The following is a 22540-nucleotide window of genomic DNA, read 5'->3' on the forward strand; positions in this document are numbered from 1 at the left end:
GAAGGTGAAGGCGAAGGCGAAGGTGAAGGTGATGGCGGTGGAGGTGATGGCGGTGGGGGTGACGGCGGCGGTGATGGCGGTGGAGGTGATGGCGGTGGGGGTGACGGCGGCGGCGGCGGTGATGGCGGTGGAGGTGATGGCGGCGATGGCGGCTAGACCATGCCCTAAGACAAATTAACCAAATGTCGTTTTTTCGACGCATTGAAGAAAGCATAGTCAATTTTCAATGCGTCGGGATTCGTTTTTTTTCAAAATCAACCATGAGCAAGGAATGAGCGCCAACAAAAACACAGCAGAACAAGAGCACATTGACCGACATTCCACTTTAATTTCAACATTAAAAAATGACCCTGTCTGGAGAAATTTAAGCGAAGAGATACACCTCAAAGCGATCTTGCTTGGGAATAGCTTGACGTATGATTTTCGGGAAATGCTGACGCAAGCTGACAATGTAGAAAATGCCGGCATCCTTATGTGGAAACTCATCAAGCCATATAAGCCGGAAGTTTTGGTCGGACCTGGCTTGGGAGCAACCCCTCTGCTTTACGGTATCGCGGCGGCGGCATTGAAAGATGGTGAGAATCTTTCAATCATGATGGTGAGAGATAAACGTAAAGAACATAACCGCAGACGCTGGGTTGAAGGCGCAAAATTCAGGGAAAACGCACGTGCGATTATCATTGACGATTTTCTGGGTAAAGGCTCGGCGATTGCATTGGTTGAAGAAGCCCTGCGAGCAGATGGTCGGAAATTGCAAATTTGTGCCGTTGCCATCTTTTATGATCTTTGGGAGCCATTAGGATCAAGACAAATATCATTAGGTAGATACCCGGTTGTTTCGCTCTTCAAACGACATGACATAGGTCTTTCACGCGATTGTCATGATGCTGCCCCACCTTTAATGAAAGGTGAATATCCAGACTTCATAGATAAACCACAATGGTGGAGATTTAATCTTAATGGTCATACCGATCACCCACTGAAGTGCTCACCGGTGATAGCCGACAATGCAGTCTTTGTTGGTGATGATCATTCCAGAATTTGGCGATTTGATGGTGAAACAGGAGAGACCGATTGGCAATACCAAAGCCTGGGGACGCCATTGAAAGGAATAGTACAGCGCCTTCAATTTGCAGATAACAGCATTAGCTTTGGCTGCTATGACGGTACGGTCACGCGGCTTGACTGCAAAACTGGCGATGTGGTCTGGCGCTGGCGCCAGGACTCGCACGTACATGCCACCCCGGAAGTGGATCTGGCTAATCAAAGAATCTTCGTTAATACTGAACAAGAAAACTATGGCGCTGCATTTGGGCATTTAATTGCTCTTGATTGGCGTAACGGTCAACTGCTTTGGCAACACACACATAAATACTGGCCCCCGGCCAGCCCTGTTTATTCTGCCCTTCACAATCTAGTGATGGCGACATGCAATGATAAGACCTTGACATGCGTTGACGCAAACAATGGCGAAATCAAATGGCAAAAGAAAACCAGAGGCATGGTTAGAGGCAAGCCAGGGATAAACTCGACATCAGTATTTGTCGCCTCCGAAACCGGTTATTTGCAAAGCTACGACCTCGTAACAGGTGACGAAAAATGGTCACGCCGGCATGGTGCCCCAAACAGGCATCAATTTTTACATACCGATGAAGAATTTGTGTACGTTCTCGATGGCCAATACCACCTGAGCGCATTCAACACGACAAACGGTGAATTGTGCTGGATATCAAAACTGCGGGCCAAAGGCGTCACAGCCCCCGTACCGTTCGGTCAACATTTTATAGTTTTGTCAGAAAATGGAGCGATAGCAGTCATTGACTCCAGAAAAAAAATAAAATTATGGGAATCTTATGCCGGTGGACACTACCAACAACCGCCTGCAGTTGGATACATCAATGACCAGCCATTTATGGCGCTTGCCAGTAACGCATCTGGACTGAAGGCCTTCAAGATACATTCTTATTATGATCAATCACACGACTGAAACAGAATTGACGACAGCATCAGAGAACAATAAAGTCACTGACGGAAAAAATTTATGGATACTGGTAAGCCAGGTAAAATCTAATCGTGTCGTCTATTTCACTGACGATGTAAATTACCAGCCCTGCATGGAGGGAAACTGGTATTTCGTTACCCAGTATCGGGGTTCCCTTCCTGCGGGCATGACACTCGCCAACTGTTGGAGCTGGAGATTTAACGGTCACGTTTTCAAGCATGCAGGGGATAAAATTGCAAAACCCCTGCACGAACGTCTAATGGAGAGCAATCGAAACGCCCTGCTCGCTCTGCTAAAAGAAAAAATCAATCTAGTGCGAAAAAACTACGCTCCGCAAACAACAATGGGCAGTTTATTGCGTACACAAAAATTAACGGAAGCCAATGCATTTATCGACGACCCTAACGCTGAATCTGCACTTGAACTTTTAAAAGGCGTCGCATTGGCGCGCGATATCAGTATCCATCAAGCTGCAGAATTAATAAAAAGCAAGGCAAATGAGACCGAGCAAGTCTTGACAGTAACTGAACAAATTAGGGAAAAGTGGAGACATTCAATTAAAACGGCAAAGACAGAAGCAGAACTAATTTCAATCAGAGAAATTTTGATCTCTGATGTATATCCCGATTTATCCACACGCTTCAAGTTCCCGGCGACAACCTTCGCTCCCGAAGATTGGGATACCCCCCTGCAAAAAATTCACAAGGCGCATGAGATTGCACGACTAAAAACACAACTGGCAGAAGTTTTGAATAAAAAAAGGCGTTCTAATGGAGCCCAATTTCTTGCCAATGAAGTACTGGCTCGCCATAAGACAGATCTGGCGAAGAAATATTTAATGTCGAATCGCGAAAACGACAATGAAGATTTTTCTTTACTGGAAAATTATGCCAAAGTACATAATTTAACGGTTACAGACACTGCAAAAATGCTTGTGGTTCAGGCACAAAATTTTGAAAAAACACTGATTCAGACAGAAATGGTGAAGGATCGTATTGAAGCACGCATCAATAGCATAAAAACCATGAGAAATATACAAAAACTCTCCATCGAAATTACACTGCTAAAAAATGATTAACAGCCGGTTGCGTAGAGATTGTTTTTCGGATACTACCGCGAACCAGCAGCGTAAAAACGCTGATGTCATCAAACTGGAAATAAACTGAGTGAAAGCATCAAAAAATAACCTCTTGCACCACTATATGCTGATGAGAGAAGCGATTCGCACCAGCGAAGCTGAAGCCATCTTAAATTTCGATACATTCGAGTTATTTATCCGGAAAGCAAATAATAACTGGATACTTTATCCAAAATTTCTTGCCACAATCAATGGAACTCGCCAATACACCAGCAACATCAGTACAGACATCAACATGTTTGCTGGATGGCTGCCATATAAAAACAAACATTGGCCCATCGCATCTAACAAGCTAGAGTTCAAACGCTTTGCAAGCACAGTTAATCTACCAGTGCCTGAGTATGCGGTTACACAACAATCATCGTTAGAACATGTACTGATTAAACGCCTGAACTCTTCTTTTGGTGCGCAAATTCTTGGCCCATTTCATTCTGCCACTGAACGCCAACTGCATTTGGAAAATGGCGAATATTTTGAAAAATTCATAGAAGGTGATTTGCTAAAAATCTGGTACTGGAATGGGCAAGCCGTCTGCATGGAAAGAGATAGCATGCCCACAGTGGTAGGTGACGGCGTTGCAACAATTGGAGAATTAATTATTCGGCGTGGCAGCCAGGTAAAATGGTTATCCGTAGCTGAAAAGAACAAACTTTTAAAGAATAGCGAAACCTTGCTCACCTATTTCAAAGTTAACGCCAAAACTGTACTAAAAAAAGGTAAGACACAAATGGTCGAATTTCGCTACGGTTCAGACATAATGCACCCAAACGAAAGGAAAATTATTGATATCCAGTCGACGCCACCAAAAGAAATATTAACCGTCATTGAAGATACCGGCATACGTCTGCAGGCAGCAATCCCACAAGCCATACGAACCAACACTTTGTTTACGGTTGATGCGATCGTTGACAAGGACAATCAGGTATGGCTGCTTGAAATGAACTGCAACCCTGCAGTCCATCCTTATGTCTATCCAGTAATGGCAGGTAGCATAGTGATCTGACTATCCACAGGCCGACTTAAATGTAACAGATCAACGAACATGATTGAAGCCTTGGCCACCAGATCAGGCGGCATTGGAAATGACGAGCTTGATTTGTTGGCCCGCGGCCAGATCAAGCTTTAGCGTCGGGAAATTTTGTTGGTATCGCTCAAGCAAATATTGCGCGATGTGCTCATGAATTTTGATACCAGTAATAGTTTCATGGTGTTGCAAACCACAAGAGTGATTTATCTCGCTAAGGATATAAGAGCCATCTTCTTTTTCAAAAAAATCGATATAAGCAATATCACCACCAAATGAGATATTGGTCCATTGAGCCAACTCTATCAGTTTGCCTGGAACATCCAGATATCGTTTGGCATTGGGATTCATGCAAACTGTCGCCTTCCAGTCAGGTGCATGTTTGGTGTCGTAAGTCGTCGCTTCGACCAGCATCTTCCTCCCCAGGACGATAGTCCTTACTATTTTTTTAAACTTAATTTCGTTCTGCAGCAAGACTTCTTGCCCAGGAATGCTGGCGATCATTTCCAAATCGTGTTCAAGAGTTTCTTCGCTTATCCTGAAAACGAACCTCCCCATATCGCGAGAGTAAATCGGCTTGGCGACCAAGGGACCATATGCTTTTAAATAGCCTTGCAAGGCAGCGTTATTTCCCTTTTTAAATGCAACTGATAACTCAGGCACAGGGATTTTATTGGAACCAGCATAGATATTGCCCAACAATTTTTGGCCACTGATATTGATATAACGAGAATCATTGAGAACCTTGAATCCTCTGCGTTCAAAATTTCTCGCAATATTTACGGCACGCAAAGTGCCCGTTCGCATAAAAATGATATCTCGCTGTGGTGAAAGCGTATCGATAATTTTCGCATCAAAATCAATCCAGGATATAAGACGGCATTCCTCCCCCAATGCCTCAACTGCCTTCTTGATTTGATTGTGATAAAAGCCCTTGGTGAATTGCACGATCATGACGATCATTGTTTACTCCATCTGAATTTAGAATTGGTCTTTCAAGCAATCTCAATGCCATTCACTGGTCAAAGAGCAGGCGTTTTGAATGTCATTTCCATAGCGTCAATCATACCAGCACTGCTTGTTTTACTCAGCCTGAATCCAGGAAATTTTCGTCCGCCTCAAAAAGCATTTTCTTAAAAAAGAAAAAAGGAAAGAAGCAGAAATTGCACCACATATTGTGCATGACTGGTTTTAGTAAATTCCAGGAATTGCTACTTTTAAAACACGAAAAAATCGTTGAGAATATAAGCTTCTTACAATAACCTGAAGGGATAAATATGCAAAGCTTACGAACAGTCTTGGTCAGCTCACTAGCCATTTTCGCCTCAGCATGCGGTAACCTGCAAAGCCTGAAAGTGGCAGCGCCGCCAAGTGATTTGAGCGGCAAACCGATACGCGTCGTCGCGTCAGTGCCAGCCGTCAATGAAATCAACCCGCGTGCCAATCCCATAGGTAAGGATGGTATCTACATAGTACAAACCAAAGGCGGAAGTCTGGTTGCAGGCTTACTTTTTGGCCCTCTGGGTGTAGCGATGAACAGCGCCAATATTGAGTCAAAAAATGCTGAATTAGCCAAATCGGCACAGGCATCCGAACTTCTGCAATTAAAACCTGCCCAGGAATTGGCAGCAGTGTGGGCGAACAATCCTGTAGAAAGTAACAGCGCCGGTAAAGACGAAATGAGCGTCAGCCCATATATCATTCTATATAGCGATGACGAAAAAAAAGAAGTTTTCAGTCTGGCAGGTTTAAAACTGACGGCAGGCAATAAATTGCAAGCGTCCGGCAAGCCATGGACTGGGCATTATATTTACGCTTTGCCTAACAATATTCCGGCTGCATATTTGAGTGGCACCATTGCCCCAGAGGCTCTGGCCTCTTACCGAAGCGAACTCCAAAAAGCCTATCGAGAGTTGCATGAAGAAATGAAGCGCGACTTCAGTGGCAATCAACGCACATACCAACTTGCTAGCGTGCAGTCACCTGTTTTAAAAGCCAGCACAATAGGATTTGCCGGCTTCACCTCTGGCGACATCTTGCAGGAAGCGAATGGCAAGCTGATCGCCAAGGTCAATATAGAAAACTATGGCCCGGCGATGGACCGCAGCATACCTTATTTTGTCTGGATATTTCCAAACGCGAATCAGTATAGTTTTAACCTGGGACCTGAAGCACGTAAGTAAATGGTGTCAACAAGATGCAAGCATGTGCCAGCTTTCCCGGCAAATGCTTCCTGGTATCAAACCAGTCAAGTCTGCATTCTGTTTTTACTACCAGGGGAACGGCGGCTTAATTTCATATGACAGGCCCGCTAGCTGTAAAGCATCCTTCACCAAAGTTGCCTGTGATGCTTTGCCTGTAAAAACAACAAAGTTAGTGTGTGCCTGAAATAATTTTCGGGCTTTAAGAAAATTCACACCGGCCAATTCAGCGACTGTTTTGATATGTTGATCATTCTTGTAATAGCCTAATGTGACACTTACCTCGTACGTGGTTTCATCACGCAAAATTTCAGGCAAGTAAGTTGTCACAAGCGACCAATCACATTTAGTACAAAATAGTCCTTGAGTGCTGCCTTCACGCCGGACTTCGATCAGTCCACCGCATTTTTCGCAAACGAAAATCTCTGAAGAATTCATACCTCTGATTGGCAAAACTACCTAAGTCTCTTCACGCTATCTATTACCTCACGTCTCCGTTTGCCTGTCCCACGTTCCAGTCAAGGAGGAATACTTATTTTCCTCCGACGAAAAATTTGAACTGCTATGTGGGCGCGCATATGCGTCCAAACCGAATGGATAATTAATCATTTCATCTTCGGCCCGATCAAGCCGTTTACGCAGATCCCACATTACGAGTTTCGAAGTTATTTTCACAACCCAATCTGAATGCATTGAGAAGCATTTTGAGGAAATGATCTTGATTTCCCACGAAATTAGCTGAGCCAGATACCACATCGTTCTCAATTGCTACCAAACTGCGATTTCACCTGTTCTTTGCTCAACAACTCATTGACTTCGTCAGCAGTTTCAAAAAGAAATTCAGGATTAAATTCTGCTGTAAGTCCGTCAAATTTAATTGAAAGCTCTTGCCATAAAGATGAGAAAAAATCCTCTCTAATAATGACCTTTATTTCTGTTGCATCTCTACGAAATTGTCCAAGCTGTGAATTAAAAAGGCGCAATACCGTCAAACTTTCAAGCGTAGTCCATTGCTCACGCATAAAATTTAATGCATCCACTCTTAATTCAAAGTTTAAAGCACCTAAACTGAAAATCGCCCAGCCCTAACTATCACGAATAGGCAACACGGCTATTTCTTCATCCGTAAAAATTTTAGCGCCGCAATTCGAGCATATCTTATCGTCTTCAGAATATGTTCCGCAGGTATCGCAAATTATTTTCATATTTTTCAGAGAGAGGCAAGCAACAGAATCATCACTAAGAAGACCCACCAAAGCTCTTTTTCTGGGAAGGGGAAGCATACAGGGAAACCAAAGTACATAAACGTGGTTTACTCGTACTTTTTTTGTCGTGTAAGCAGCCGCCTATATTCTCAGCAGCAACAAATGCTAATTCTTTGAATTCCTCGTATGAAACGAGAATTTTTTGCCCCTAATATTTTTTCGAATACCTCTTATCTACTTTTAAACTCTGGCGACAATTACAGAGTTCTCAACATCACGATAAAGTTGGGCTCTTACATAGAGTCCAGCAATCAACTCCAATTCATCGACATCCATGTTATCTTCCGAACGCAATATTTCGGATGGAAGCTTTCCTTTAGTAAGAGCATCTTTGCGAAATAACTCCAAATTATTCCTAAGAATTTCTCCAGACATCAAACCTCCAATTCCCCCTTTGAAGGTAACAAGGTAATCGCCGCTGCTGTGTCGTCTAACTTTGAAGTCTGGGTGATTAGTTACAACCGTCAGCAATATATCTCTGCATTCCTCATCACTGAGACTCGCAGCACCTTGCCACACTACGCAACTTCCATTCTCAAACAAAGTGAAATGTTTTCCAGGTAAGTAGTCGCAAAGACGTTTCATTGTCCAATCAAATGTCGAGACGATGTTCGGTCGCCAACTCGGTACAGGAAAATTATTCATTATCGATTTCTCAAATCAATCTTCGGTCCATACTGCATGTCGAGCCAATGGTGCCCCACACTTCGGGCAGTTGCAACGAGAGAGCATTGCTGCCCTTTGGGTAGCGGCCAATTCATTAGAAGTTCCAAAATATAAAGTTGGCTCCGATGGGTTAGCAATTTTACCCTTCCAGTTACATTTTACACAATCAATTTGCTCAATCTGAACACGCTGCCATTCTTCTTTCAAATTAAACAATGGAACTGGCAACCAAGCCTTTAGCCCTTTTGGCCGGTACAAGCCGAGACAAAATTCATTCGAGTATTTCGAGACAAAAGAGACCAACTCTAGAATCAGATTCTTAGTATTTGGACTGAAAACCGCCACTCCTCGATAGGTCTCTTTTTCTATAATATCACCCCATTCATCCATGCTTGGAACAAAAACCAACTGCTCATCAATCATCAACTCACGAGATTCATCTTTCAAATTACTCATAGCAACCTCATCTACCCGGTGGGTTATGTGGCTTCAGGAGATTGGTACCGTGTTTCAACAAATACTCACTCTCTCCTGCACCCGGCAATGTTTGTTCGAGCAGAAGTGATTTTGGGACATACCCGCTGAAAATAGTGCCGCCTCGACTGAAATAAGCAGCTTGAGCTGGATCAGTCGTAACTGAAATGAGCGTTTTATCCAACCCAAATGATTGTTTTAGCTCTGTACCGAAAGCACCATGAGCTTGAACGTATTGATCTTCAGTTCCCCAAATGTTAACCCAATTTTGGTGCGTTTCCTTTGAAGATGAATAAGCACCTTTTAAACTACCAGTTTCCATATATGCTTGCTGGCCAGCATCACTAAGGACGTGCCCCGTTTCATCAAAGACACGGTTCTCCAAGACTCTATTTGTACCGCGGTACACAAGGACTTGTTCCGTATTTGTCGCCGTATACGACGCCAATTGCTCGGCATCACGCACCGCACTTATTTTACCAGCATTACTCCAGGCGCTGACTCCTCCTGCAACAACCATTGCAGCATCAGTCCCATACAGACCGAAGCGTTGGGCATCATTGCTCGCGGACCAAGTATGCAATTGCCATGGTTGGGAATCGCGGAAGGTTTGATAGGTGTCATTCGATACCAGTCCAAATTGGTTGCCAATAGCAAGGTATCCTTCGGCAGCCAGTTTGGTTGCCATGATAGGCAGGTTAACAAGGCCAGGACCTATATTCAATATACTCTTCGTGACTCCCTTACCCGCTTCCACCGGATCGTTCCAGGCTGCCTTGGACACGCGCACAATAGCTTCACCAACCGGATCACGCACGGGGGTGTTATCTACTGGAACCCATTCAGTTCCTGAATAATTACCCATCGCATCGTAGATTGGGCGCGACTCCATCGCCGGAGCGCTATTCCCTCCGCCAGTATGGTAGGTAATCGGCCCGATTGCTTCTGAATTCCGACCGCCCATTCTCATGTACAGGTCACCAGCTTCTTCCTGGCTCATGGTGCGGGACTGGCGCGCCTCTTCTGCCCTTGTTGCAAAAAGTGTTTGATATTGCGCATCTCTTGCCAGGTAATTGCTCTTTTGCTGATCTGTCATCCCAACCTGCTTGAGTACATCCAGACCGGGGCTCTCAATAACGCGATTGATAGACAGGTCATGGGCACTACTGAGGTTGTTGTAATTGGCATATTGGATCAGTTCATCTGCACTTGGTGTATAGCCATAATTGCGTTTGAACAAGGCGGTCAATGTGTCACCTGATTTGGTGACATCGCGGCCATCAAAGCTGCCAGCCTTGTAGGACGCTTTTTCTGAGCGCATCAGGTCATCTTTGGTCGTGGCAACATTACTTTCACTGCTGGCCACACTGATATCTGGCAAATTGCTCAGGACATCATCCACACTGGCACCGCTATAGGTGTCGATGTCTGTATCATTCACCGTAACAGAACTGGTATTGGTGTTGTCGCTGGTCGCATTGCCACCGGTACTGGTACTGGTGTTGGTACTAGACTCGTTATCAGTGTTTTGAACATCGGTCGTTATGGTTGTCCCTGACCCTTGATAATGGTCTTGTACCAGGCCGCCAGCGGCGTTGCCAAAGGCGTCGACTGCTGACTGGGCGATGTCGATTGGTTTTCCGTTGATGACGCTAGATACCACGCTTGCCGCTGTGCCAGCAACGGTGCCTGTCGCCAACTTGCCGACAACACTATCACCAAAGACGTCTTTGACGTTATCTGTAACTATTGAGCTTACCCCCGCTGACACGGCGGAGGTAATTACCGACTTGAAGTCAAATTTGTCTTGCAAGCCAGTTGCAACGGCCACGCCCTGGGTAATGACATTGCCCGCCGCTGCCCGGCCGACCGTGGCAGCCAGACCAGTTCCACCTGTGCCGGCCAATCCAGCACTGACACCGCCACCAACAGCCGCCAGTGCAATACCTTTGAGGTTATAACCATTTTGCTCACCAATCGCAATGCCGACGGTCTGGCTGGCAAAACTACCAGCGGCACCGGCGACAGCACCACCGACAATACCTAAAGATCCACTAGATAATGCTGTTGCACCTGCAGCCATGGTACTGGAGAAGCCAGAGGCCAAAGCACCACTCAATGCACCAGCAGTGTAGACGGTCACTACGACAGCCACGACAACCATGAGTATCTTGCCTATGCCACCACAACCACCGCCACCACCGCCCGGTTTACCTGGGATCATGGTCCAGAAGTCGGATTCTGCTATGCCTTGTACATCATCATTCATAGAGTGGAATACGGTACCGCCATCCCTGGTAGGTATCTTGAGGCTACCGATTTCCATCAAATTGGCATTACCTGAAATGCCATTGGCATCTGCAATCAAATACCACAGCTTGGCATCGCCATATGCAGCTAAAGCCAGGCTTTGCAATGTATCACCTTGTTTTACCGCGACTATCGCATTGCCGGACTCGTCAAAATTGCTGACGCGCGGGCCGTCACCTTTGGCTGCTTCGGCTGTGGCAGTGGTTTTTGACGGATCATTTGGGGTGGGCGCATTTGGAGTAGTCGCGTTGGTGGCATTTGGCCCGTTAGCAACATTTGCGGCGATTGCAGCATTTTCTGTGACCACCTGCTCAATGGCGGCATCATTGCTGGCACCAATTATCTGGCTCAGGCTTGCCGGATTTGTGGTGGTCGTTGGAACCGGGGGCACATTCTGACCACCTGTTGCTGGTGGAGCCGGATTTTGTGTCGCAGATCCATTTTGCAGTGACACATTGGCTGGCAAGAACCATGCATGCTCAAGACCTGGTACTTGTGACTGGTTTGCCTGGTTCGCCAAAATTTGCTGATTGATCAAATCTTGTGTGGCCTGAATACGCTCCACCAGTGTTTGTGGCGTGGTACTTGCGATGCCATCCCACGTAGAAAGCACATGGCCATCTGTGGTCAGGCGATTGAGAAGCTTGTCCTGGTCACGACTTTGCAATATGTGTCCATCGATATCGTTGACAAAGCTCCTGGCTGTCGTGACTCCTTTGGCATCTGTAATGTCCATTCTGACCAGATAGCCGTTGGCATCGTAGGTATAAATAGTGCGACTGACTTCAATACTGCCGTTGGGGTGGGTGACAGTGGTGCTGATGCTTTGCTGCTTATAGCCATCCAGTTTGCTTTCAACAATGTTGACCCGGGTGACATTTCCTTTGGAGTCTGTTGTGACATAGCTTAATGCGTGCCCTTCCGCATCGTAGCCATCTGTGTAGTCGGTCTGGTAGCGCATGCTGCCGTCGGCGGCATTGACGCGCTCGACCAGCAATCTGCCGTTAGCGTCATAGCGTCGAATGGTGGTTATATTGCTACTTGCCAGTTCGGGATGTTGAAGCAGGGCTTGACGATATTGGACTGGTGTCTGGTCACCAAGACCGCTTTCCACCAACCGGCCAGCTCCATCATAATAACGTTGGTCAGTGACGATGGCGAATGACTCTGGCAAGGTATTCCAGTTGCGGTCAAATGCTGCTGTCGACACGCGTTCCAGGCGATTTGCAGCGTCGTAGTGGAAATACTGGGTGATGAAACCTTCGTGCATGACAAAATTAGTCACGCCGTTATCAACCTGGGCCACCAGGACATTGCCCCAACTGGTGTCACTGATGCGATTCCCGTTTTTGTCGTAGTTAACTACATGGCCCTGTTCATTGTTAATATTACGATAGTCGTCAGCGTTGCCATTGAGTGCTCCATCTACCAGCGTTTGCCTTTGCATATTGTCATAGGCGTACCAGCTACTCTGCACATGCGCCTGTGCGGCCGATACATCTTGCGTGAAGGTTGTCAACTGGCCGTCAATAGTCAATTGCTGCAGGGTGACGAAATCACCGTGGGCTTGTTGTATTTCTTGCTGGTGAATGATGTTGCCGTTCTTGTCGTAGTCCATCAACACGGTCAAACCGTTGTTGGGACTGTCCACACGCGCCAGTTGGCCTTGTGCATCATAAGCCAGCCAGTTATCTTGATAAATTTTGCCTGCCTGGACAGTTTGCTCGCGCACGTGTTGGCCAGCAATGTTATAGGTGATGACTGTTATTTTATTGAGCGCATTGTCGCGGCTCTGGATACGCTGCCCGGCACCGTCATAACTGTAATCAATACTCTGGCCACGAGTGTTGCGCTCTGCAATAAGCTGACGTGCGGCATCGTAGGTATAGCTATAGTTAGCACCGCCTATATCCCGACGGCTAAGCAACAGACCAAAATTATCATAGGTCCAGGATGAAAAACTATTGTTGGCATCTACGTAGGCTATTTGTCTGCCATTGACATCATATGCTGCCTGCTGAACCTGGCCCATTGGCTTATAGGCGGTCAATAGATTGCCTCGTAAATCATAGGTAAACCGAGACGTATCGCCATTTCCGTCAGTTTTCGACAATACATTGCCAGCCTGATCATAGGTGGCACTGGTAATCAAATGCTGGACGTTGCCACTGAGTACATTGCTGGCATTTGCACTGTATTTGCCTACCAGGTCAGTACTTGTCTCAAGCACTTGACCAAGATGATCCATCTTAAACGTCGTCAGCTTGCCGTTAGCATCGCGCACGGCAGTTTTTTCACCAAAGGTATTCTGATAATAGCTGACGATGCCGCCATCGGCATGGAATTCTCTTTCCAGATCTCCTGCTTCATTCCAAGTCTGGCTATTAACATTGCCAAGCGCATCCCTGACTGCAATCTGGCGTCCAAGTCGGTCATAGTAGGTTTCTACTGTAGGACTGTTCTCGCTATGTCCGCCACTGAGATCTGGATCTTGCTGATAAATGAGCTGATTGCTGTCATTATATTGGTAGATGCTGTAGCTGTTAGGGCCGTTCAAGTTGCTACGTGTCAGTACGTTGTTCCAACGATCAAATGTTTGATGAATGACAGGACGAATGCCATTGCGATCTGGCATCACGATGGTCGTGGTGCGCCCCAGTAAATCAACCTGGGTGATGGTTTTTCGTACTGCCGATAACTGTTCGGCCTGCTGCGCATTTGCAACATTACGCAGCGGATTGCCGGTGACATTGACACCATTGACTGCACCACCAGCGCTGATGACTTCGGTTCTTACCCCCTGGAGGTTATAAACCATCACTTTGTCAATGCCGTCGCCACTATTGGTGCGCCACAAATTCCCGGCATTATCATATTCAAAATAGGTGTGGAGCACACCGTCAGTACCTTGCGCAATGACGTCGCCAAAAGCATTGTATTGGTTCTCGTTCCTGGTAACACCGGCTTGTGTCTGTGTCAGTATGTTCAGGCTTTGTCCATTGATACGTGCCGTGGTCGCCGGAGTAATCGTGGCAGTACGACGTCCGAGAGCATCATATTCGTATAGTGAGAACAAGGTATGGGAAATACCATCATTGCCAGTAACAGCCTGCCATTGTTTGCGCACATTATTCTGGGCATCAAATGAAGCATATCGATTGACGCCATTCGCATCGGCACTTTGTATAACATTTCCGTGGTTGTCATATTTTGCCAGATTTATTCTGTCATCCGGACTTGCATTTGCAGCGCCATAGGTATGATCATTTGCGAAACTCGCGCCATTGGCATAGTCAATCTTGACTGCCACGTTACCCATTGCGTCACGACGAAACTCGGTCAACGGGGTCACCGCCACACCATCCAGAGTTGAGCTGAAAGTGGGAGACGCGACCGCAATAACGCGATTCATCGCATCATAGTAGGTATAGGTATGGCGCCCAAGGGCATCGGTGGTCGCCGTTTTATTGCCCAGCCCATCATATTCAAAACTGGTCGTCACGTCACCACGGGTCCGCGTATGATTGGCGATATCATTGGTAGCATCACTGAATTGAACATTCAGGCGGGTCATGGACACCGCTCTATTCAAATTATCATAGGCATAGACCGTTGACCTGTCATTGACACTGGTCTGTGGCAACACCACCTGATCCGACGTCCAATTACCAGCGGCATTGGCAAACTCTGTTACCCGGGTAACATTACCTGATGCATCAAACTCTTGTTTGGTGACATAACCAAGGGCATTGACTGTGGCGGTCGTACGGCCATCCAGGTCGTAATAATAGAAATTGCTTGCCCAGGTATTCGTGAGGGCGTCAGCAAGCACAGAAGTCTGGGTTAATTGACCAAGTGCATTAAATTGATTGCGTGTCACCTTGGCAGCTACCACTCCCTGGCCGCCATTGCTTACCCAGGTTTGAGGTTCAGTGACTTGAACAATCCGTCCCAAGCGGTCAAACTGATTGACGATAGTACGGTCTTCGCTATGATTTTTCGCTGCAAGCGCAGTAGCAACCTGTGTATTGTCTGGTGCACTACTGCCATTGCCAGAGAAATTAACGGCACTTGCATATCGTGTAATGCTAGTAGCCTGACCAAAGCTGTTGCGCTCGTAAGATGACACATAGCCCATTGCATCAACATCAAAACGCAAACGCCCCATTGCATCATACGTCTTGTAACTGAAATTGCCGGCAACATCACGACCAGCAACTGCATTACCCAGCGTATCGTAAAACACCTGACTATATTGAGCCGACGCAACTTCTGTGCGGCTGGCCAAGCCATTCAGCCCATTCGCAGTGACATTTTCACTTGCGTCATACACTGTCGTTACGGGGAAGATTGTCTTGACCTGACGCCCTAATGCGTCGTATTCATAACTTGTAGTCCTTTCTTCAGGCCGCCCCGCAGCTTCCGTACGGGAAGTCAGATTTCCTAAAGCGTCGTACCTCATTTGGGTTATGACACTGGTCGTCACTGAGGCGGATGCCTGCAACTTGCCGTTAGCATCAACACCAGCAGTAGTCAAGATGACTACAGGTGATGTTTCCTGTGTGACCTGTCCAACGGCATTATGCTGGTAAGTCCAGGTTGCGCCATTTTTATTGGTGAAACTTATTTTATTACCGACACCATCATAACTATATTTTTCTTGATAACCCAAGGCGTCTGTGGCGAGCAATAACTCACCAGCTGCGTCATATTGGAAAGTATTGTGCTGGTCAGTCGTGGAGGGGATAAGAGCTGAAGATATTGCACTGACATCGCTATTGACTGCAGTTGAAATTGCATGGGCAAATACCGTCGTGCCGACAACGCGGCCCAAGCCATCATATGTGCTCTGCTTGACGTAACCGAGGCTATCAACGCTATAAATCAACCGTCCTGATGCATCAAACGCATGTTGAATATATTGATCTTTATTAGCGTCTGGTTGCAATAAGGCCTTGACAGATGCACTGGTAACTTCATCACCGAGGTTTTGCGTATTGATTGCATTGGCATAGCTGAGCATACCAATGGCATTACCATTTGCATCGTAACGAATTTCATTCACGGCACCAATACTGTCTACGGTGAATGTTTTTCGACCAGCGCCATCATAAGTCCAACGGGTTATCCGGTCATTGGTCGTATCGCTGTGAACCAGCCCGTCAATATCAGCAACACTCAAGACAGCCGCATTTGATACTGGCGGAGTAATCTGGCTGGCATATGCAATGTTTTCTACGACATTGCCGTTGCGATCATAAATTGATTTGGCAACTGTACCTGATGCATCCACCCGGTACACCATGCGATTTGCATGGTCATATGCTGCCAGGCTGACACGATCGGCAGCACTAGCAACAACGGTCTCGGCCCTGGCACTGGCTGAGACCGGCGTAGCGTAACTGATTTGTTTAACTACATTGCCGTTTTTGTCGTAAATATTATGACTGACGGCACCAACACCATTGACACTCCAGGTCAGACGATTGGCAGCATCATAAGTAAGACGCGTATGCTCGTCTCGCGCACTGTCTGCAACGGCAGCTATGGCAGCAGTTAATGTTTGTTCGTTCAGTGTTGCAGGAATGCTGATGGCATTGGCATAGCTGATTTTATCTATGACATTTCCATTGCCGTCGTATTTATACGCACTCACATTACCAGTACCACTGATGGTGTAGCTTAGGTGATTGAGTACATCATAAAAATTTCTGGTGTGCTGGTCGTGCGCTGTATCGGCTACAAGGTTCGGCACAGTGCCGGGTACCCATTGTGACAAGTCAAGACGATTGGCATAGCTAACGCTATCAACGACATTGCCGTTACCGTCATATGTGTATTTGGTGACGCTGCCGACACCATCCACACTGAAGCTTAATCTGCCGTCTTTATCATAGACCTGATTTTGTACTGCATCCGCGCCCACCACTGCGTGAATTCTCGCAGCAATCGTTGCAATAGAGATTGAACCATCTAAATTACTCAGGTCGATTGGCGTAACATAACTGGTGGTTTGTATAACCCGACCTTGTGCGTCATAGCTATTCTTTTGCACAGCGCCAGTACGGCCTACGGTATACACCAACCTGTTTTCCGTATCGTAGGCATAGCGAGTAATGTTACCGTTGGCATCCGTTGTACTTTGTACGTTGTTATTGCTGTCATACGAGTGTGTAGTGGTCAGTTTCAGACCGTCAACATCTCGCTGCTCTTCGATACGGCGACCAAGGCTGTCGTAGACATAGCGATTGATAACACCATTCGGGGTCGTGACAGTAATCAGTTTTCCACGCTGATCGTAGCTGTATTGGGTAATAGCGTTGATTCCAGCAGGATCAAATACCTGGCTGGTAACCTGACCTTTTAAATCATAGTTGGTCAAGGTCACAATACCGTTTGCATCAGTAGCACTGACTTGCTGGCCCTTTGCATCATATTGATAACTGGATGTGATTGCCAGGCCGTTTGCATCTACCGTGCGGGTCAGCAAGCGGTTGGCAGCATCATAGGTGTAACGAACCGTGTTACCGTTAGCATCCGTGGTTTGTATCAGGCGACTCGCTTTGTCATAGACATTGCTGCTTTGTGTGATTGACGATACAGTCGAAACCTGCATGCCATCTTTGTCGTAGACATAGCTGGTGACATTGCCATTCGCATCGGTGACGCTTGCCGTTTGCCCCAGGCGATTGCGTACGCTGGAAAATTGTATGCCTTCTGCCGTAGTTACGGTGACGCTGCGGTTCGTACTGCTGTAACTATAAGTGGTGACGTTTCCGGTCGCGTCTGTCTGTGTCAACACGCGACCAAACGCATCATAGCTGGTGCTACGTTTTGCATTCAATGTATCTGTAGTGACCAACTGACGGCCAAGGCGGTCGTAAGATTGTTCACGAATATTACCGCTTGCATCTACAGTTTTAGTTGCACGACCAAAGGCGTCATACTCAATGCTGTTTTGCAAGTTGAGCCCATTTGCATCCGCCACACTTACAACCAGCAAACCCCGATGATCATACTGCGCTGTTTGCTCAACGGTGTGTGTAGCATCTATCTGACTACGACTGCTTACACTTTCACCAAAAGCATCATAGGTGAAGCTGGTCACGGCACCCAGTTCATCGGTAACCGATGCTACGGTTCCATCGTTGGCATAGTTAATCGTTGATTTACTATCTGCCTGTGGGTTAGCAATTGCTGATATTGCCGAACTTAAGTCCGCGTCAAGCAAACCACCGTGCAATGTGCTTAGATTAGCAAGGCGGCTACCGTATTTGATGGTTGCAGTCAATCTGTTCAATCCATCGAATTGACGTTCCTGGACTTCACCAAGGGCATTAATAGTGTGTGTCAGATTACCGCTGCGGTCATAGTAAAACAATGTTGTATTACCATTAGGGTCGGTCACGCTGGTCCGGCGCCCTACACCATCATAGGTGTAGCTTGTGCCATATTGAGCCCAGATTGCTTCGATCTCTTGTTGACTCTGAGCAGCGGCCAAAAGCGAACTACCATAGCCTGACAAACTTGCTGTCAAGCGGCCAAACTGATCAAATCGTTGGTTACCGGCTCGCATATCGCTGGAATCGGCCGCTTCTGTGACCTTAACCAGATTGCCGGCCACATCATATTGAAAGAGTTTCTTGGTTCCTTCTGAATTGATCGCAGTAGTGACACGATTCAAAGCATCAAAAGCTTGTACGCTCACTTTGTCTTGTGCGTCAGATACAGGCCGGATGTCAGACACCAGCGTATCTGGGTGCACAGATCCTGTAACTTTCGTGGCGTAACGTGTGGATTTGAGCAAATTGCCATTTGCGTCGTATGTGAACTCGGTAAGATAAGATTCGGCGTCAATACTGGCAGCGACCTGTCCTTTGGCATCGTACAGTGTGTAGCTGTGTTGGTCAGCATTGCTTATTTGTGGCAACAAGCCACTCAGATCATTACCTGCATTTGCAGTTTGACCAACACGATTGGCGAAACGCACTTGCTCTACCCGACGCCCCATGCCATCGTACAGATACTGTGTTACATAGCCTTCTGCATCAATGTTCCCGAGCAATCGATTATCTTTATCGTAAAAACTGAGATTGATCCTGTCCAGGTTGTTGCTGGATACAACCACATCTTGTAGACTGGAAGTTTGCGTCAACAGTGAAGCGTCCACTCTATTTGCGCGTTGCGTCGTTGAGAGCAAGTTGCCGACAGCATCATATTGGTACTCAGTAAGCAATCCTGCAGCACTCACAGATTTAGATAGACGACCAGAAGCATCATAGAAATTGCGACTGATTAAATCATTCGGCGACTTGGTCAACAAAGACAAAAAGTCATGAATGACTGGTGGTGCAGCAGGTGGCAAATCCGCTGGGGCTACTCCCTGGTCGGCCCAAACATAAGAACTTTCCAGACCCGGAGCTTCACCTTTCGTGAACCATTGTGCCAGCCAAAGGTGTCCGTTAAATTTGACTGTCTCTCCCCCTACGTATGTGACACCTGACATCCATGGGCTATAACTGCCGGGAGCAGGTGACTGCCCCCATACTTGAGAGTCACCAGGCACATCCCCAAAGGTCGTCCAGCGGGCCTTCCAAGTTTGACCGGCATAATCAACGACATCGTTTTCTTGATACTGGGTACCCGCCAGCCAGGATGGATTGCTCCCTTCTGGCAGAACCGGACTCCAAACAGGCTGCAGACCTGGCACGTCACCTACAGTACTCCAATTAGCCTTCCAAAGCTGACCATCATAACTAACTATTTGATTCGCAGAATACTCAGCGCCTGCCAACCATGGAATATCTTTGCCAGCCTGCTTTACTTGAGCCCAGACATGATCAACACCAGGCTGGTCACCCATGGTAGACCAACGCGCAACAAAAACCTGTCCATCAAAAACAATCTGATCCCCAGCTTCATAGTATTGCGTGCCCGACCACGTACGTTGCGCCTCCGGAGGTTCGATTTCAAACCAGGCGATTGAGGTATCGTCTGGTTCATTTCCTTGAGTACTAAAACGTGCCTGATAAGCTTTCCCAGCGTACAGAACTTGATCGCCTGCGGAGTAAAGGGTATTGGCATTCCAATTGGGTTGCGGCGTTGCAGAGGTATCTGGCAATGCCGTCGGCGTAATACCAACATTCATTCCGGCCAACAAATCAGCCATTTGAGCGGTATTGAGTGCAATACTATGTGCTACCGTCTGTATGCGCTGACCCAGCGAATTATAAACATACTCAACAACTCTCCCGTCACCATCTACCTGTCCCTGGAGATTGCCAGCAGCATCGTACACGTAGAATTGCTTAGTTCCCGTGGGATCTATTGTCAGGATCAGTCTTCCCAGAGCATCATAGCGATATTCGGTTTTGGATTCACCACCAAGAATGGACGAGAGCAATTGTCCTTCTGCGTCATAGACCGCAGTATCCACTCGGCCATTTGCCTGAGTATGAGTAATGACTTTGTGAACATCATCGTAGTGATTAACTGTGATACGTCCGGCAGCGTCTGTACTAGATAAAACCCTGTGTAGGGCATCATAGGTAAAACTCGTTTGGTTACCGTCAGCATCAACTTTAAAGAGCAAATTTCCTAATGCGTCATAGCTATAAGTTGTAACGGACTCTTTCCCGTCAGAGACACCGTTGCCGTTTGCATCTACGAAATTGTAGACGACCGTGGACGATAATTGACCGCGACTATTGTATTGAAAATCGGACCGAACGGCCTTCTCGAGATTTTGCGCATTAACCCATTGCTCAACGGAAGACAAACTGACGCTTTGGTCGCTGGCAAGGCCATTTAAAGGGTACTTTTGGTCTGGATAACTGATGCTTGCAATACGTTGACCACTCGTATCATAACGATACTCTGTTACCCCACCCTCTGCGCTAATCACAAATCTAGGACGGAAGTTGGCGTCATACACCATGCGCGAAGTTTCTGGATTCGCAGCAGGCTGACCATTTGTTGCTGCGGTGCGGTAGGCAGTTGAAGTCAATATTTCGTGGTGCGCTCCGTATGTTCTCTCAATCCGGCCACCAAGGCTATCTGTTTGAACGAGCAAGTTGCCCTGTCCATCATACAAATATTGCGTGGAATTTCCAGACGCATCAATGAGCTGCGTCATGTTTCCAGCAGCATCATACCTATATTGCACCTGCTGCTGCACACCATTAATAGCGGGGCCAGTAACCTTTACAAACCGATTTTGCTCATCATAGGTATAGACATTGCTATTGCCCAATGGATCAGTGACGGTCGTTGTTTTATTCTGAATATCGTAGCTGAACTTGGTAACTCGCCCGAGCGCATCCGTTATGCTGGCAATATGACTAGTACCAGACAGAGTGACATAAGTGAAGCTTTGCTGACTACCGTCAGTTTGACTGACACTACCAATCAAATTTGTATTGCCCAAATAGGAGTAGTTTGTTACATATATATTTCCATCTTCAATGGAATTATCATTCGGACTAAGATCAAGTTTGACTTGGATCAGTCGATTTTGGTTGTCATAGCGATAATAGGTGGCGCTGGCAATACTGCCGTCTGCCAGTGACACGCGCTCTTGTGTGAGATTGTTACCAGTGTAGCTAAATTCAATTTTATCGCCATTTGAGCTGGTAATAGCACTTAGATAGTTACCGTTGTAGGAATAGCTAGTGACATTCCCGCTTGCATCTTGAGCAGCTATCAAGCGCGATGTATTTCCGTAACCTTCAAAAACTTCTTTATTTTGCGTAGCAGGATCAGTCCAGGTCCATGTAGACGTGGATGCATCATATTCTAGCGAATCAAACTTCCCTGATCCGGCAGTTGGAAGGTATTTATTGCTTGAGACATCATAGGTATAGGTTTGGACAGCATTGTCAGCTCCAACTTTTTGCACCGAACTACCAGCCTGATTGACGACGCCTACCTGATTCACAATCCGACGATAGCCATTAATCCACCAAGCATCTGCATTGTCGTCGGTGATACTGCCTTGGCTATTGTAGGTACGAACCAAACCCAAGTCCGTCCCATGACTGGCAACAAAAGCATCATTGTCCTGCAACACCAAATTTCCAGTTGCTATATTGACAAAATTCTGCTCGCCGGTTTTCCCCTGCGTAGCAGAACCAAGTATGCCCCGCTGCCCAAGACCAGATGAAGAAGTTAGGTTAAGACCTGTACTATTTCCACTGACGATCGCGACCATGCTCAGAAACCTTTCAAAATTATTGGTTGTGCGCCATGACATATTTGTCACTTGCCCTTCAAAACAATTGATCCCAACTTTTAAGAACTTGTTTAGTGTTTTTTTAATTAATTTAATTTCTTTTCAGAAAACACAACCTTAAGCTTGATCAGAACTGGAGTTGAGCCTTGCCGGAAGGCGTTTAATAAAGTCAATGCATGCATTTTTAGCAAAAAATGCTTATCCAGGAGTGGCCCACCATTCAGTAGCTA

10 protein-coding genes are annotated in these 22540 nt (G+C 46.6%); 4 read left to right on the forward strand and 6 right to left on the reverse strand.

All coding sequences use genetic code 11. The features are described from left to right. Nucleotides 1–271: 271 nt before the first annotated feature. The 3 genes from ACO0LK_RS14550 to ACO0LK_RS14560 all read left to right on the forward strand — a co-directional run bounded on the left by ACO0LK_RS14550 (nucleotide 272) and on the right by ACO0LK_RS14560 (nucleotide 4143). On the forward strand, nucleotides 272–1987 hold the full coding sequence (locus tag ACO0LK_RS14550) for a PQQ-binding-like beta-propeller repeat protein (protein ID WP_422976175.1): 1716 nt from the start codon (nucleotides 272–274) through the stop codon (nucleotides 1985–1987). Then, a complete protein-coding gene (locus tag ACO0LK_RS14555; protein WP_422976177.1) occupies nucleotides 1968–3080 on the forward strand; it encodes a hypothetical protein in 1113 nt (370 codons plus the stop codon). Before ACO0LK_RS14550 ends, ACO0LK_RS14555 begins: the two co-directional genes overlap by 20 nt. Nucleotides 3081–3168: 88 nt before the next feature. Beyond that, on the forward strand, nucleotides 3169–4143 hold the full coding sequence (locus tag ACO0LK_RS14560) for a hypothetical protein (protein WP_422976179.1): 975 nt from the start codon (nucleotides 3169–3171) through the stop codon (nucleotides 4141–4143). 63 nt (nucleotides 4144–4206) lie between these two features. On the opposite strand, the gene ACO0LK_RS14565 is transcribed toward ACO0LK_RS14560, so the two are convergent. Further along, a complete protein-coding gene (locus ACO0LK_RS14565) occupies nucleotides 4207–5127 on the reverse strand; it encodes an ATP-grasp domain-containing protein (protein ID WP_422976181.1) in 921 nt (306 codons plus the stop codon). Between the two features lie 314 nt (nucleotides 5128–5441). On the opposite strand from ACO0LK_RS14565, the gene ACO0LK_RS14570 reads away from it, so the two are divergent. Next, entirely contained in the window at nucleotides 5442–6347 is a 906-nt protein-coding gene (locus ACO0LK_RS14570; RefSeq protein WP_422976183.1) for a hypothetical protein, read from the forward strand. Between the two features lie 87 nt (nucleotides 6348–6434). On the opposite strand, the gene ACO0LK_RS14575 is transcribed toward ACO0LK_RS14570, so the two are convergent. From ACO0LK_RS14575 to ACO0LK_RS14595, 5 genes are all read right to left on the reverse strand, one after another. Continuing rightward, nucleotides 6435–6803: a hypothetical protein gene (locus ACO0LK_RS14575; RefSeq protein WP_422976185.1), complete on the reverse strand. Its 369-nt coding sequence runs from the start codon at nucleotides 6801–6803 to the stop codon at nucleotides 6435–6437. Nucleotides 6804–7126: 323 nt separating this feature from the next. Further along, nucleotides 7127–7405 (reverse strand): hypothetical protein, encoded by a 279-nt coding sequence (locus ACO0LK_RS14580; protein ID WP_422976187.1) that lies wholly within the window; start codon nucleotides 7403–7405, stop codon nucleotides 7127–7129. 405 nt (nucleotides 7406–7810) lie between these two features. Further along, nucleotides 7811–8275, reverse strand: a complete 465-nt coding sequence (locus tag ACO0LK_RS14585) for a hypothetical protein (protein WP_422976188.1) — start codon at nucleotides 8273–8275, stop codon at nucleotides 7811–7813. Between the two features lie 15 nt (nucleotides 8276–8290). Continuing rightward, nucleotides 8291–8752: a hypothetical protein gene (locus ACO0LK_RS14590; RefSeq protein WP_422976190.1), complete on the reverse strand. Its 462-nt coding sequence runs from the start codon at nucleotides 8750–8752 to the stop codon at nucleotides 8291–8293. A 7-nt stretch (nucleotides 8753–8759) separates the two neighbouring features. Further along, on the reverse strand, nucleotides 8760–22289 hold the full coding sequence (locus ACO0LK_RS14595; RefSeq protein WP_422976191.1) for a carbohydrate-binding protein: 13530 nt from the start codon (nucleotides 22287–22289) through the stop codon (nucleotides 8760–8762). Nucleotides 22290–22540: the final 251 nt, after the last annotated feature.

This window comes from Undibacterium sp. Ji49W (assembly GCF_049340205.1).
Classification (GTDB): domain Bacteria; phylum Pseudomonadota; class Gammaproteobacteria; order Burkholderiales; family Burkholderiaceae_D; genus Undibacterium.